The sequence below is a fragment of the Nonlabens dokdonensis DSW-6 genome (genome assembly GCF_000332115.1).
Lineage (GTDB): Bacteria > Bacteroidota > Bacteroidia > Flavobacteriales > Flavobacteriaceae > Nonlabens > Nonlabens dokdonensis.
This window is the reverse complement of record NC_020156.1, coordinates 252,515-267,041: the sequence shown is the minus strand read 5'-3', so window position 1 is coordinate 267,041 and position 14,527 is coordinate 252,515. Positions and strand designations below refer to the sequence as shown.

The following is a 14,527-nucleotide window of genomic DNA, read 5'->3' as shown; positions in this document are numbered from 1 at the left end:
TGCGTAAAGTTTTTTAGAGCCAATTTTTTTGGGATGACTATTTCAACTAAGACTGTTTTGATCTCGCTTTCGCGAAAGCGGTAAACTTTAAAAACTCTGAACTGCTAACTTCGAATACTTTCAAATTCAAAATCGACTTCAATTTCAAGTTCATATAAGTATCTTTGCCGTCCATGAAATTTGATTTATTACAAAACGATCCACAGAGTCAGGCAAGAGCTGGAGTTATCCATACTGACCATGGTAAAATTGAGACGCCTATTTTTATGCCAGTTGGTACAATAGGTACTGTTAAAGGAGTTCATCAACGCGAACTAGAAGAAGAAGTTAATCCTGATATAATTTTAGGGAATACCTACCATTTATACTTGAGACCAGGAACTGATATTCTAGAAAAAGCTGGTGGCCTACACAAATTTATGAATTGGGATAGACCGATTCTTACCGATTCTGGTGGTTACCAAGTATATTCTTTAAGTTCTAATAGGAAAATAAAAGAAGAAGGTGTGAAATTTAAATCACACATAGATGGCTCTTACCATACTTTTACACCAGAGCGTGCGATGGATATACAGCGCAGTATAGGTGCAGATATCATCATGGCTTTTGATGAATGTACACCATATCCATGTGATTACAATTATGCTCGCCGTAGTATGCATATGACACATCGATGGTTGAAGAGATGTATCACTCATTTTGACAATACTCCAGATTTATACGGGCATAAACAAACACTTTTTCCTATTGTTCAAGGAAGTACTTATAAAGACCTTAGAAAGCAAAGTGCTGAAGCAATTGCTGCGACAGATCAATTCGGTAACGCAATAGGTGGACTATCTGTAGGAGAACCTGCCGAAGAGATGTATGCGATGACTGAAGTGGTAACCGCAGTTCTTCCTAAAGAAAAACCACGTTATCTTATGGGTGTAGGTACTCCTATTAATCTACTTGAAAATGTCGCTTTAGGAGTAGATATGTTTGATTGTGTGATGCCTACTCGTAATGGTCGTAATGGTATGATTTTTACCGCTCATGGTACCATGAATATGAAAAACCTTAAATGGGCTGAAGATTTTACACCACTAGATCCAGCAAATTATGCTTGGGTTGATACCGCTTATACTAAGGCTTATGTACGTCATTTATTTACGGTAAATGAAATGCTAGGTAGACAAATTTGTACCATACACAATCTTTCGTTTTATTTATGGTTAATGAGAGAGGCACGTAAACATATTCTCGCAGGAGATTTTAGAACGTGGAAAGATCAAATGGTAAAACAAATGGATAACAGACTCTAGTGTTAAGCATATTAGATAAATACATATTAAAACGATATCTAGGTGCATTTGCTTTATTGCTCACCTTATTTTTACCTATTATGGTAACGGTGCATATCGCCGAAAAAATAGGTAAGATCATTTCAAAAGATGTTCCTGCTGGTGAGGTATTTCTTTACCTACTTGATTTTACAGTGTATTTTTCTAACTTCTTATTTCCGCTGTTTTTATTTATTTCTACGATGTTTTTTACATCAAAGCTCGCGATGAATACAGAGGTGATAGCCTTTTTAAGTTCTGGAGTATCTTTTAATAGATTCTTGCGTCCTTATATAATAGGAGCAACGATAGTATGTATAGCAGCTTTAATTTTTAGTGCGATTTTTGTTCCTAATGCTTCTTCTGGTTTTAATGAATTTCAAAACAAATATTTCAAACGTGGCGGCGGTGTTAATACAACAAACGTCTTTAGGCAGATTAATGATAACGACTACATCTACGTGAGTAATTATCAAAAATCATCTCAGACAGGTTTTGATTTTACTTTAGAGCATTTTGAAGAAAATGAATTGAAATACAAGATTTATGCAAATCGTATAAAGTTTCAGGATTCTACATACGCATTAAGTGGTTATAAAAAGCGTACGATCCTTGAAGATGGAGAAATCATCGAAAAAGAACAAAAAAAGGATACCTTATTTAGTTTTGACATTGACGAGCTTACTCCATCAGAATACATAGCGGAAACACTTCAGTTTTCAGAACTAAACGATTTTATTGAGTTAGAAGAGAAGAGAGGTAACGCAAACATGAATATTTATTACGTAGAAAAATACAAACGTACCTCTATACCAGTAAGCGCATTTATTTTTACGCTAATAGCTGTTGCAGTATCCTCAGTAAAAAAACGTGGTGGTATGGGAATGAATCTCGCCATAGGTATCGTGATCGCGATGACTTATGTTTTTCTTGATAAAGTCTTTGGTACGATTGCAGAGAAAAGTACTTTTAATCCTTGGATTGCAGTTTGGTTTCCTAATATTTTCTTTGCTGTAGTGGCTATTTTCCTTTTGAGAAATGCAAGACGATAAGCTACTTAATTACCTTCATTTACATTTTATTGTATTTATATGGGGTTTTACTGCCGTTTTAGGTGCGTTAATCAGTATTGATTCTATTCCGTTAGTATGGTGGCGCATGGGTATAGCCGTCGTTCTCATATTTATTTATATGAAATGGAAGAAAATTCCGTTGCAGTTGTATGGTAGAGATGCGCTTTCGCGAAAGCGTATTCTAGGCTTCTTACTTGCTGGAGTTGTGATTGCATTGCATTGGGTAACCTTTTTTGGAGCTATAAAAGAATCTAACGTTTCAGTCACATTAGCAATGATGAGTATGGGCGCTTTTTTTACCGCTTTGCTGGAGCCATTGTTTACTTCTAAGAAATTTGTGTGGTATGAGTTGCTCTTCGGTGCAATTATAATCGCAGCTTTATACTACATTTTTAAAGTAGAAACTGAGTACGTTACCGGAATGATATTAGGACTCGTAAGTGCATTATTAAGCGCCATCTTTTCCATCATGAATGTGAGATGGGCTAAGGAGAATCCGCCATCGTTAATTTCTTTTTATGAATTATTGAGCGGTGTAGCTTTACTATCACTATTCTTCATTTTTCTACCTGTTGATTTTGTAATGCCATCTCAATTAACTTCTATGGACTGGTTATGGATAGGGATTTTGGCATCGGTTTGTACCGCTTATGCCTTTATTGCAAGTGTAAAAGTCATGAAATTTTTGAGTGCTTATACCGTAATGCTTACTATAAATTTAGAGCCTGTTTATGGTATTTTTCTTGCTTTTCTAATCTTAGGCGATTCTGAAGAGATGACGCCAGATTTTTATTTTGGAGCTATTTTAATTTTGATAGTTATCATGGCAAATGGGATTTTAAAAACGCGATTTTCTAAGAAGTAGTCTCAGTTAGGGTCTCAGTCTCAGTTGCAGTGCGCAGTAGGAGTTATGTTAGTTTATTCTTCGTGCAAATAATATAAGAAAGTTCAGGATAACAGTATTTGTGGAGTTTAATTCTTGCTTTTACTTTTGCTTTTGCTTTTGCTTTTGCTTTTGCTTTTGATTTTGATTTTGTTTTTGATTTTGCTCCTCGTTCACAACTTCAATTTCAATTCTACCTATACTTCAACTTGTATTACTATATTTGTTCTACCCAAAAAATGAATTTCCCTTATATGGAGTATTTAGAATTTGAATTACCGATCAAGGAGCTGGAAGAAAAGTACCAGCAAACCCTTACCCTAGGTGAAGAAAGTGATGTAGATGTAAGTGCTACCATCAAACAAATAGAGAAAAAGCTTAAAGCTACTCGTAAAGAAATATATGCCAACTTAACCGCATGGCAACGTGTACAAATGTCACGTCATCCGAGTCGTCCATACACTTTAGATTATATCAAAGCTATATGTGGTGATACTTGGTTAGAATTACACGGTGATCGTAATGTTAAAGATGACAAGGCGATGATAGGTGGATTAGGTAAAATAGGAGACCAGAGCTTTATGTTTATAGGTCAACAAAAAGGATTTAATACCAAAACGCGTCAGTACCGCAACTTTGGTATGGCAAATCCAGAAGGTTACCGCAAAGCATTACGCTTAATGAAAAGCGCAGAGAAATTTGGAGTGCCAGTTGTTGCCTTAATTGATACTCCAGGTGCATATCCAGGTCTTGAAGCCGAAGAGCGTGGTCAAGGAGAAGCAATTGCAAGAAATATTCTTGAAATGACTCGTCTTAAAGTGCCTATTATTGTTATGATTATAGGAGAAGGAGCGAGTGGTGGCGCATTAGGTATAGGAGTAGGAGATCGAGTAGTCATGTTAGAAAACACTTGGTATTCCGTTATTTCACCAGAATCTTGTTCTTCAATTTTATGGAGAAGCTGGGAATACAAAGAGCAAGCTGCAGACGCCCTAAAGCTGACTTCTACCGACATGAAGAAATTAAAATTAGTAGATGAAATCTTAAGAGAACCAGAAGGTGGCGCTCATAAAGATCGAGAGACTACTTTTAAACTAGTTAAAGATTGTATTTTAAGACAGTATGATGATCTTAAAGATTTATCATCAAAAGATCTAGTGGATCAGCGCATGGACAAGTATTGTAATATGGGAGTCTTTAAAGGATAATAATTGCGCTACATAAATTAAAAAAAGCTACAAGAAAGACCTGTTCTACTTGTAGCTTTTTTGACCCCTTATTTTTAAAACTCAGTCATTTTAAGTACTTATCAACTTAATTAAAACTAATCTCAAATTAGCTGGCATTTTTGTCACTAGTGATGGTCAGTATCATTTGTAAAAAACTTATCGTTATTAACAGGTTATAAACTTGTTTTTTTAAGGTAATGTTCATTACCTTATCATAAACTGACAACGTTAAGATAACATTAAAACCCTATTTTTGAACTCTATGGAAAAAGTACAACAACGCCCTAATATTGTAACTGGAAATACCTCTGTCGTTACACTTGAAAAAGGTAAAATACCGCCTCAAGCTGTTGATTTAGAGAAAGTTGTAATAGGAGCGTTGATGATTGATGGTAAAGGAGTTGATGAGGTAATAGACCTTTTATCTCCAGACGTTTTTTACCAGAAAAGCCATCAATTCATTTTTGAAGCCATAGATATTCTGTTTAAAGAAGGGAAACCAGTAGACTTATTAACCGTAAGCGCGCAATTGCGTAAAATGGAAAAATTAGAGTCCTCTGGTGGAGACCATTACCTGGTTCAATTATCACAATTAGTAAGTTCTACCGCGCACATTGAATTTCATGCAAGAATCATTTTGCAAAAGTTTATTCAGCGTAGTTTGATTAAAATCTCTACAGAAATTATCAATGATTCCTATGAAGAATCTACTGATGTTTTTGACTTACTTGATAAAGCAGAATCCAAGCTGTATGAAGTTACTCAAGGTAACATACGTAAAAGTACAGAAACGGCGATGGATCTCGTACGCCAGGCAAAGGAACGTATTGAAGAAATTGCAAACCGTGATGGACTGTCAGGAATACCATCTGGCTTTACAGATCTCGATCGTTTAACTAGTGGATGGCAGCCATCTGACTTGATCATTATAGCTGCTCGTCCTGGTATGGGAAAAACCGCCTTTACATTGAGTATGGCTCGTAATATTGCCGTAGGAAGTAATATTCCTGTTGCATTTTTCTCGCTGGAGATGAGTTCGGTACAATTAATTACTCGTTTGATTTCGTCTGAGACTGGATTGAGTTCTGAAAAATTGCGTACTGGTAAATTAGAAGCACATGAATGGGAACAGCTTAACGTAAAAGTAAAAGACCTAGAGCAAGCTCCTATTTTTATAGACGACACGCCATCGCTATCGATTTTTGATTTACGTGCAAAATGTAGACGTCTTGCCTCGCAATATGGTATCAAATTAATCATGATCGATTACCTTCAATTGATGACTGCGCAAACAGGTAATAAAGGAGGAAATCGTGAACAGGAAATTTCTACTATCTCACGTAACTTAAAAGCGCTTGCAAAAGAACTTGAAGTACCAGTTATCGCACTTTCACAGTTATCTCGTGCCGTAGAATCTCGTGGAGGATCTAAGCGACCTTTACTGTCTGACCTGCGTGAATCTGGAGCGATTGAGCAGGATGCAGATATTGTTTCATTTATCTATAGACCAGAGTATTACGGTCTTGAAGAATGGGATGACGACGACCGCAGTCCTACCGCTGGACAAGGAGAATTTATAGTTGCCAAACACCGTAATGGTGCGACCGATTCCATACGATTGAAGTTCATGGGGCAATTCGGTAAGTTTGATAATCTTGATCAGTTTTTTGGCACTCCAGAAGAATTTGGTTCTAAGATGAATGCTGCAAACGACGACACGCTTAAACCAGATCCATTTGACACTCCTAAAGCAGGAAATCCTGGCGACGCTTTTGGTATCCCTAATGATGATATGCCATTTTAAGTAGCGACTTTTCCTATTTCTTTAAACATTTGAGACTCTATTTCCCATAGAAAACTTGGTTTGATTATTGTTTCTCATCTCGCACCCAATCCTTATATTAGTGCATTGCTAGTTGTATGTAGCGGTTGGTTGTTATTCCGCTTTCGCGATAGCGAGAACTCCAAAAATTTAAAGAATGCTAAAAAGATATATTTTACTCTTCTTATTTTGTGCAAGTGGGCTATTTGCACAAGCTCAATATTTATTCATACCCATGGATGCTGAGACTCAGGCAGACCATTTAAAAGCATACGGAATCTCTTATTGGGTGCTGGAAAAAGGTACTAAAGTCAAGTGGTTGCTCAATTATCGCGGCGGCTCATTTCTCCTACCTAACGTAGAAGAAATCAAGAAAGAATTGATAGTAAGAGGTGTGAGCTTTGAGGAAATGACCGAAGGCGAAGTAAGTACGATACTAGAGTTAGTAGCCAGTCCATCACAAAATATGCAAGAAGTATTGCTAGAAAAAGCGCCTAAAATTGCAGTTTATACACCTACGGGAAAATTACCTTGGGACGACGCGGTAACCATGGTACTCACCTATGCCGAAATCCCTTATACGAAAGTCTACGACGAAGAGGTGCTCACCGATCAGCTTTTATTATACGACTGGTTGCACCTGCATCATGAAGATTTTACAGGTCAATACGGGAAGTTTTACCGCAGTTTTAGAGCTGCACCGTGGTATATTCAAGAAAAAAAAGAAGCCGAAGAACTGGCGCAAAAACTAGGTTACAGTAAGGTAAGCGAAGCCAAACGTGATGTGGCACTCAAAATTAGAGATTATGTAGTAGGTGGTGGTTTTATGTTTGCGATGTGTAGTGCGACAGACAGTTTTGACATCGCATTAAGTGCTGAAGGAGTTGATATCGCAGAGCCTATGTTTGACGGTGATGCCAGTGATCCTGGTTACCAGAATAAAATAGATTATTCTAAGACTTTTGCCTTTACAGATTATACACTAGAACGCTCACCGATGGTGTACGAATTCAGTTCTATAGATATGACCACAAAGCGTAAGATCAACAGAGAATTGGATTACTTTTCTTTAATGGATTTCAGTGCCAAGTGGGATCCTATTCCTACCATGCTCAATCAAAATCATACCAGTCTGGTAAAAGGTTTTATGGGACAGACCACTAGTTTTTACAGACCTGAAGTAAAGAAAAATGTATTGGTTTTAGGAGAGAATAGATCCAACAAAGAAGCTAAATACATTCACGGCATACGCGGTAAAGGATTTTTTACTTTCTACGGCGGTCACGATCCAGAAGATTACCAGCATAGAGTAGGAGATCCACCTACAGAGTTGAGCTTGCATCCTAATTCGCCAGGTTACCGTTTGATTTTAAATAATGTATTGTTTCCTGCTGCAAGAAAGAAAAAGCAGAAGACTTGATGGAATGGATCGAGAACTCCTAAAGAATCGAGAATACTTACTGGATGCTGAATAAATTTGCGTTTTAAGCTTTAAGGTCATTACAAATTTTTGTCACACAAATATTTCAGTATGACAGATTTAGTTAATAGGCTTTTTATTAATGCGATCATTCTCATGCGCAAAGAAATTCATCCAGTTTGTCATTCCAGAACATCTGGTTAAAAGGTTTGATAGAAGGTAAGATTACGGTTCAACATTTGTCTGGAATTCATTTTGGATCGAGATCTTCAAAAGAATTGAGAATACTTACTGGATGCTGAATAAATTTGCGTTTTAAGCTTTTAGATCATTACAAATTTTTGTCACACAAATTTTCCAGCATGACAGATTTAGTTAACAGGCTTTTTATTAATGTGATCATTCTCATGCGCAAAGAAATTCACCCAGTTTGTCATTCCAGAAAATCTGGTTAAAGTTTTATGATAATAAGAAAGAAGATAGTTCCAGATTTGTTTGTAATCCAATTTGCGTCGAGAACTCTAAAAGAATCGAGAATAGATACGGGATGCTGAATAAATTTGCGTTTTAAGCTTTAAAATCATTACAAATTTTTGTCACACAAATTTTTCAGCATGACAAACCTAGTTAACGGGCTTTTTATTAATGCAATCGCTCTCACGCGCAATAAATCTCACCCAGTTTGTCATTCCAGAAAATCTGGTTAAAGTTTTATGATAATAAGAAAGAAGACAGTTCCAGATTTGTCTGGAATCCATTTTGGATCGAGATTTTTATCATTAACTTGGATTCTCAATTTATAGGTCATGCCCAGAGATTATGCATTCCACGTTTATATCATGACTAATTTTAAAAACGGAACCATATACATCGGTTTTACTGGAAATTTAGGTCAACGTATTTTACTGCACAAGGCTGGAAAAGGCGGTAAGTTTACTTCTAAGTATGAACTAGATCGATTAGTTTACAAAGAGTTCTTTCAATATGCTGATAAAGGTATCGCAAGAGAAAAGCAATTAAAAACTTGGAAAAGAGAATGGAAAGTAAATCTCATACAGCAACATAATCCTGAATGGTTAGACTTAGCTAAAGAATGGTATACCGAAAAGGAAATTGAAGAGTATAAAGAAGATTGAGATACGTTTTTAAACTAAAAATACATACTGGATGCTGAATAAATTTGTGTTTTAAAATTTTATATTAACCTCTTCCCAGTTGGTGCGAGCGTCTCGCTCGTGCTCTACACAGCATAGGTCAAAAAGATCATAGAAAATTAGATTACGAATATTGTATCACAATATTTTATGAAATTTTCCACACCGCGCTCATTTTGAATGCATGTGTTCTTGAGCTGCATTTGCAATGCAATAGATCTCAAGTTGTCATCTATCAGAATTAGTTTTTATCAAAACCCATACCAATCAATATAGGGTATTCAGCTGCTTCAATCATATATTTGTAAGAGACTTTATGGAGTATATAATCTAATATAGCTATGAAAATCAACAAACACATAGAACATACTAATCTTGATCCCACATTTTCTGACCGTCAAATAGGTGATTTATGTCAAGAAGTACGCGATCATAGTTTTTATGGGGTTTGTGTACGACCAGGTAACGTTTTTGCTTGTGCTGAAGAGTTTACGACTCGTGCTAAAGAATCCATTGCTACGGTGGTAGGATTTCCTTTTGGAGCTACTAATACTACTTCTTTATTAGAAGAAGTGAAATATGTAGTTGATTATGTGTCTCATATAGATATGGTCATGGATTTACATTCTTTTCATAGTGGTAGGACGAAAGCTGTTTTAGATCAAATCAAAGCAGTTCGAGATTTGGCGAGCGAGGTACAATTAAGAGTGATCGTAGAAACTGGTTACCTCAATGAAGATCAATTAAAACAAGCAACAGAAATAGTCTTAAAAACTCAAGCAGATTGTATCAAAACCTGCACAGGTTATGGGCCACGCGGCGTTTCTATGCAAGATATTCAAATAATAAAATCGGTTTGCGGTGTTGATTTAGGTATTAAAGCTAGCGGCGGTATCAAAAATTATCAGTTTGCTTGTGATTTGATTAATGCAGGAGCAACTGTTTTGGGTACGAGTGCTGGGTTGGATTTAATGAAACAACAAAAGATATTCTTGAGGTAAGTTTAGTTTTATTATTTCGCTTTCGCGAAAGCGAAATTTACTAACATTTACTCCTTCAAAACCTTAAATGTCTTTGAAGAATCATCTGTAGAGATATTCAAAAAATAAATACCAGAAGTATAGCTGGAATAATCTAGTTCTAAATTAGGCTTGTTTGAGAAGTTAGAATAGAGTTGCTGACCTTGAACGTTATAAATACTAACATTAAATCGCTCTAAAGATGTGCGCACAAAAAGAGTGTTTTGTACTGGATTAGGGTAGATGTTTACTAATTTATCTAGATCATTACCGCTTGCACTTGCGGTAGTGTCTATCACTTCGATTTTAAGGTCATCAAAATAGAAGCCATCTTCAGTGACACTTTGATCGGTTACCATTTGAAATCTCACCAGAATTTGTTGTCCCAAATAATCACTTAAATTTATATTTTCTTCTACCCAACTAGATTGCATACCATCATAAAGCGGTTGTCCGTTTGCTGGTTGTGTGCTCACACCAGTATTAGTAAAATTACCACATTGTGGGATCCATGAAGATCCATTGTCGATAGAGACTTCTACTTGTACATAATCATAATTATTCTCGATATTCCATTTTGCATGAAAAGTAAGATTTGCCTCTAGCAGCGAGCTAGAAGTCAAGTCTATTCTATTAGCATTATTAAGAATAATAGACTTATTCTGATTATTACCGTAGTTTCCTGCTGGAGAATCTGTAAAAGATTGTGAAGGAGAAACAAACTCTGTGGTAGAAATTCCCCAACCATTCAATTGCCAGTTGTTGGAATTTGCTACATTTTCTTCAAATATAGAATTGAAGTCTCCATATACTTTGTTGATAGTTTGAGTAGTATCGTACAATCCATTATTCAAAATAATTTCATAGGTTACTATATCTCCAGATTGAATGGTACTACTCAAGTTCATTGTTATAGCGTCTGTAACCACTTGGTTAAGGCTCAAGTTATTAAAGGTTTTAGGATTCCCTACACTTGTTATATTAGTACTTATGGGTTGAATTCTTACCGTAAAAGTTCCTTGATTTTCAAGTCCCAGTCGAGTCAAACTAAAGGGAATATTCAAAGCAGTAGTTGCTATTCTTTGAGGAGATTCATCAATTAATTTTCCATAATTACCTACTAGTTGCGCTGCGGTAATATTATGAAACATCATTTCTTTACAAATTCCTTCTATTTGACTTGCGGCAGGCCAAAAAGAAGAGCCTATCTCTGGCGTCATTGCATAGACCTTTTCTCTAGTTGCGCCTGTTGTTGTAGAGAGCATACCATACATAAAATCATCACTATCACCGGCGGCAGGATACAAGTCAGCACTTATCTGGTTGGTATAGCCGTTTTGAGAAACCATGACCTCAGAGATGTTTTGAAATAAAGCGTCTTCATTAGTTGGTCTGTTGTCTGCATAACCAAAAGGATACAACAACAACTCACTAAACGTATGATTATTGAGAGCCATTTTAAAATCATGACTTTCTACAAAATAACGCACTGCTCTCGTCTCTGGTTCACTAAATGGTGCTGTTCCTGCATAGGTTTCACCAGTTTGATTTGCCGAAGTTCCTGCTGTGTTCCATACTTCATTTCCTTGCGGTGTGATGTAACTGTAATTTCTGTTAGGATCTACTCCGTAGCCGCCACGTCTGTTTTTGCGCCATAAGCCACCGCCGTTAGGGCTTATGGTTTCATTATACACGTATCCGTCGGGATTGAGAACAGGTATAAAATATAATTCGGTGTTATTAACTATCGCCTGTATATCTGGATCGGTGCTATAGTTTTCTAATAGGTACCACATAAAAAAGATAAGCTGTTGCATAGATGCTGGCTCACGAGCATGGTGAATTGCGGTATAAAGGATTTGTGGTTCAGCCATCTCTGTGGCACTTGGATTATCTGATATTTTCACCCATTGCTGGTAACGGCCTTCACTAGTTACTAAATCATTAGGATTACTAGGATTTATATTATCTGCTCGTGGAGTGATAATGTTCAGATTGTTTGCTTGAGAATAAACATACATATCGTCCAATTCTTGCAGCATCTCAGAATAGGTAAGAAAGCCACCCATACTTCCTTGATTGTAATTTTGTGGAGTTGTATAATTTATTTGTCCTGATGCGCTGGAACATCGTGCATTTTTTAAAGTAGCTTTAGGTCCAATATATCTAGGACTATTAGGATCATTTTGATCTAGATAGAACTGTTTCACATCATTTATAGTGATATCATAGGAAATACCTAAAGAAGATAAAATTTGCAACTCACTTACAGAAAAGTCTGATTCAAAAGAGGTGTTTTTTTTATGATAACCATGATCTAGTGTTACGCCAGCTTCCTGAATTTGAGAAAATTGTTCGTAAGAATTGTAATAAATTTTTGCTCTGTGATACATTTCTTGTTGACCCCAACAAATCAAAGAAACTAAACACACTACAACCGCTAACCAAGATTTCATAAAATATAATTTACTGGGCTAATATACTGCAATTCGAAAATTCAACCACCTTTTGGCTCGTTTGCTGTGTATTTGATCTGATAACCATTTTAGGTACTTTACTTAAATTGATATGATTCCCGCTTTCGCGAAAGCGAGATCAACAACATCTTATTTTTTATTTAAAATCAATAGCTGACAAAAGTCATCGTTTGAAGCTTGCATGTACTTCTAAATTTGTACCATAATAATTAAAACAATAAGTTATGAGTACTGCATATTTAAAATTAGAAAAAGACTGGCAAGAACATTTTATGCTTTATGCTTCTACCGCGATTATCGTTTGCACCTGTCTAGGAGGATTAACAGTGATGTCTGTTTTTCAAAATGGTAGCGGCATCTTACATTTTATACAAATTTTTGCAATTGTAATATCATGTACCACAGTTCTCGCATCTATTTTAACAGTTCAAAAGCCTGCTTTAGTTTTAAAAGCGGTGATTGCAAGTGTGAGTATTTGTTCGGTTTTAGCGATTTTTAATTTTATATTTTAAAATATATGTGTGACTCGCTCATTTCTAAATATAATGTAGCTGGACCACGATATACAAGCTATCCTACAGTTCCTTATTGGGATCAGGATAGCTTTTCTGTTTCTAGCTGGAAAGATTCTCTTCAAAAGAGTTTTAAAGAAAGTAATTCCAAAGAAGGAATAAGCCTTTACATTCATTTGCCTTTTTGTGAGAGTATGTGTACGTTTTGCGGTTGTAATAAGCGCATCACAAAAAATCATAAGGTAGAAGTTCCTTATCTAGAATCTGTAATAAAAGAACTCAGACTATATGTGGCGCTCTTTTCTGACAAACCTAGAATCAAGCAAATTCACTTAGGTGGAGGAACACCTACGTTTTTCTCTTCATCAAATTTAGAATATTTGATTAATGAGATTTTCAAATTAGCTGATCGTGCTGAGAACGTAGAATTCAGCTTTGAAGGGCATCCTAACAATACGACGCTCGAGCATCTAGAAACATTACATCAACTAGGTTTTAATCGAGTTTGTTATGGTGTTCAAGATTATAATTTATCGGTACAGATAGCTATTAATCGAGTACAACCTTTTGAAAAGGTGCAAGCTGCTACTAATAACGCAAGAAAGGCTGGATATACATCTGTAGGGCATGATATTATTTACGGTTTACCTTTTCAGACTATTGATAATGTCATTCATACGATTGAGCGTACTATAGAGCTTTTACCAGATCGTATTGCATTTTACAGCTATGCGCATGTGCCATGGATCAAAGGAAATGGGCAACGAGGTTTTAAAGATGAAGACCTTCCTACTGCTGCGGTAAAAAGGCAGCAATACGAGATAGGGAAGAAGTTGCTTGATGAAGCTGGATATGTAGAAATAGGTATGGATCATTATGCGCTCAAAACCGATTCTCTATATCAAGCCCAACAAAACGGAACTATACACCGCAATTTTATGGGATATAATTCCAGCAATACGCAGGTGATGATAGGGCTAGGAGTTTCTTCTATCAGTGATTCCTGGTATAGTTTTGCCCAAAACGTAAAAAACATTGATGAGTATCAAAGTCTAGTAGAAAAAAGCGAGTTACCAGTTTATCGAGGACATTTATTAACTGAAGAAGATTTAATCATACGCAAACATATTTTGAACTTAATGTGCAGGTTTGAGACTTCATGGCAAGATGATGACCTATATTTTAATGAGCTGCCAGACGTGCTATTGAGTCTTATCGAGTTAGAAAAAGATGAGCTTATAGAAATAAAAAGTAATCAACTCTTAGTAACAGAAAAAGGACGTCCTTACGTTAGAAATGTTTGTTTGCCTTTTGATTTAAGATTACAACGCAATAAACCAGAGACTCAGTTATTTTCAATGACCGTTTAAAGAATGTGATAGCCTGTAGAATAACGTGAGTTCGACCTAAGGTCATAAATAAATTACTGATCCTCAAACATTAACAGAATTGTCAAGTCGAGCGCAGTCGAGACTGTTTATATACTTACTATATTTTCTCGTTTTCGACTGCGCTCAAACTGACCTCTCAACTCCTTATTTATTATCTTATTGATTAATATATAATTGCAGACTTTTTTACATCGAATTCACGATCATTAACAACAAAAACCTCCT

General features: G+C 36.0%; 12 protein-coding genes. 10 read left to right on the top strand and 2 right to left on the bottom strand.

The window, feature by feature from the left end:
• Positions 1 to 46: 46 nt before the first annotated feature.
• Positions 47 to 175 carry a hypothetical protein gene (locus DDD_RS18310; RefSeq protein ID WP_015360842.1) on the bottom strand — a complete coding sequence of 43 codons (129 nt, stop codon included), beginning with the start codon at positions 173 to 175 and terminating at the stop codon, positions 47 to 49.
• On the opposite strand from DDD_RS18310, the gene tgt reads away from it, so the two are divergent.
• The 8 genes from tgt (at position 174) to deoC (ending at position 9,904) form a co-directional block, all read left to right on the top strand.
• On the top strand, positions 174 to 1,304 hold the full coding sequence (gene tgt / locus DDD_RS01020) for a tRNA guanosine(34) transglycosylase Tgt (protein WP_015360843.1): 1,131 nt from the start codon (positions 174 to 176) through the stop codon (positions 1,302 to 1,304). The two genes, DDD_RS18310 and tgt, sit on opposite strands and share 2 nt — an antisense overlap.
• Positions 1,304 to 2,374: an LptF/LptG family permease gene (locus DDD_RS01015; RefSeq protein ID WP_015360841.1), complete on the top strand. Its 1,071-nt coding sequence runs from the start codon at positions 1,304 to 1,306 to the stop codon at positions 2,372 to 2,374. The genes tgt and DDD_RS01015 overlap by 1 nt, the downstream gene beginning before the upstream one ends.
• Positions 2,361 to 3,260: a DMT family transporter gene (locus DDD_RS01010; protein ID WP_015360840.1), complete on the top strand. Its 900-nt coding sequence runs from the start codon at positions 2,361 to 2,363 to the stop codon at positions 3,258 to 3,260. The genes DDD_RS01015 and DDD_RS01010 overlap by 14 nt, the downstream gene beginning before the upstream one ends.
• Before the next feature lie 272 nt (positions 3,261 to 3,532).
• On the top strand, positions 3,533 to 4,486 hold the full coding sequence (locus DDD_RS01005; protein WP_041567270.1) for an acetyl-CoA carboxylase carboxyltransferase subunit alpha: 954 nt from the start codon (positions 3,533 to 3,535) through the stop codon (positions 4,484 to 4,486).
• A gap of 283 nt (positions 4,487 to 4,769) precedes the next feature.
• Positions 4,770 to 6,311 (top strand): replicative DNA helicase, encoded by a 1,542-nt coding sequence (gene dnaB, locus DDD_RS01000; protein WP_052329248.1) that lies wholly within the window; start codon positions 4,770 to 4,772, stop codon positions 6,309 to 6,311.
• A gap of 253 nt (positions 6,312 to 6,564) precedes the next feature.
• A complete protein-coding gene (locus DDD_RS00995) occupies positions 6,565 to 7,749 on the top strand; it encodes a hypothetical protein (RefSeq protein ID WP_041566824.1) in 1,185 nt (394 codons plus the stop codon).
• Between the two features lie 806 nt (positions 7,750 to 8,555).
• Positions 8,556 to 8,885: a GIY-YIG nuclease family protein gene (locus tag DDD_RS00990; protein WP_041566823.1), complete on the top strand. Its 330-nt coding sequence runs from the start codon at positions 8,556 to 8,558 to the stop codon at positions 8,883 to 8,885.
• Between the two features lie 359 nt (positions 8,886 to 9,244).
• On the top strand, positions 9,245 to 9,904 hold the full coding sequence (gene deoC / locus DDD_RS00985; protein ID WP_015360833.1) for a deoxyribose-phosphate aldolase: 660 nt from the start codon (positions 9,245 to 9,247) through the stop codon (positions 9,902 to 9,904).
• Positions 9,905 to 9,951: 47 nt separating this feature from the next.
• Here deoC and DDD_RS00980 read toward each other — a convergent pair whose 3' ends face one another.
• Complete coding sequence (locus tag DDD_RS00980) at positions 9,952 to 12,378, bottom strand: M14 family zinc carboxypeptidase (protein WP_041566822.1); 2,427 nt, start codon at positions 12,376 to 12,378, stop codon at positions 9,952 to 9,954.
• Positions 12,379 to 12,623: 245 nt separating this feature from the next.
• Here DDD_RS00980 and DDD_RS00975 point away from each other — a divergent pair, with 245 nt between their 5' ends.
• Both DDD_RS00975 and hemN read left to right on the top strand, forming a co-directional pair.
• Positions 12,624 to 12,911, top strand: coding sequence for a hypothetical protein (locus DDD_RS00975; protein WP_015360831.1), 288 nt, complete (start codon positions 12,624 to 12,626; stop codon positions 12,909 to 12,911).
• Between the two features lie 5 nt (positions 12,912 to 12,916).
• Complete coding sequence (gene hemN, locus DDD_RS00970) at positions 12,917 to 14,281, top strand: oxygen-independent coproporphyrinogen III oxidase (protein WP_015360830.1); 1,365 nt, start codon at positions 12,917 to 12,919, stop codon at positions 14,279 to 14,281.
• Positions 14,282 to 14,527 lie beyond the last annotated feature (246 nt).

Excerpts from the sequence above, each read along its gene's own strand:
- tgt (WP_015360843.1), top strand. The coding sequence starts at position 174 with ATGAAATTTGATTTATTACAAAACGATCCACAGAGTCAGGCAAGAGCT.
- DDD_RS18310 (WP_015360842.1), bottom strand. The coding sequence starts at position 175 with ATGGACGGCAAAGATACTTATATGAACTTGAAATTGAAGTCGATTTTG.
- DDD_RS01010 (WP_015360840.1), top strand. The coding sequence starts at position 2,361 with ATGCAAGACGATAAGCTACTTAATTACCTTCATTTACATTTTATTGTA.
- DDD_RS01005 (WP_041567270.1), top strand. The coding sequence starts at position 3,533 with ATGGAGTATTTAGAATTTGAATTACCGATCAAGGAGCTGGAAGAAAAG.
- dnaB (WP_052329248.1), top strand. The coding sequence starts at position 4,770 with ATGGAAAAAGTACAACAACGCCCTAATATTGTAACTGGAAATACCTCT.
- DDD_RS00995 (WP_041566824.1), top strand. The coding sequence starts at position 6,565 with ATGGATGCTGAGACTCAGGCAGACCATTTAAAAGCATACGGAATCTCT.
- DDD_RS00990 (WP_041566823.1), top strand. The coding sequence starts at position 8,556 with ATGCCCAGAGATTATGCATTCCACGTTTATATCATGACTAATTTTAAA.
- deoC (WP_015360833.1), top strand. The coding sequence starts at position 9,245 with ATGAAAATCAACAAACACATAGAACATACTAATCTTGATCCCACATTT.
- DDD_RS00980 (WP_041566822.1), bottom strand. The coding sequence starts at position 12,378 with ATGAAATCTTGGTTAGCGGTTGTAGTGTGTTTAGTTTCTTTGATTTGT.
- DDD_RS00975 (WP_015360831.1), top strand. The coding sequence starts at position 12,624 with ATGAGTACTGCATATTTAAAATTAGAAAAAGACTGGCAAGAACATTTT.
- hemN (WP_015360830.1), top strand. The coding sequence starts at position 12,917 with ATGTGTGACTCGCTCATTTCTAAATATAATGTAGCTGGACCACGATAT.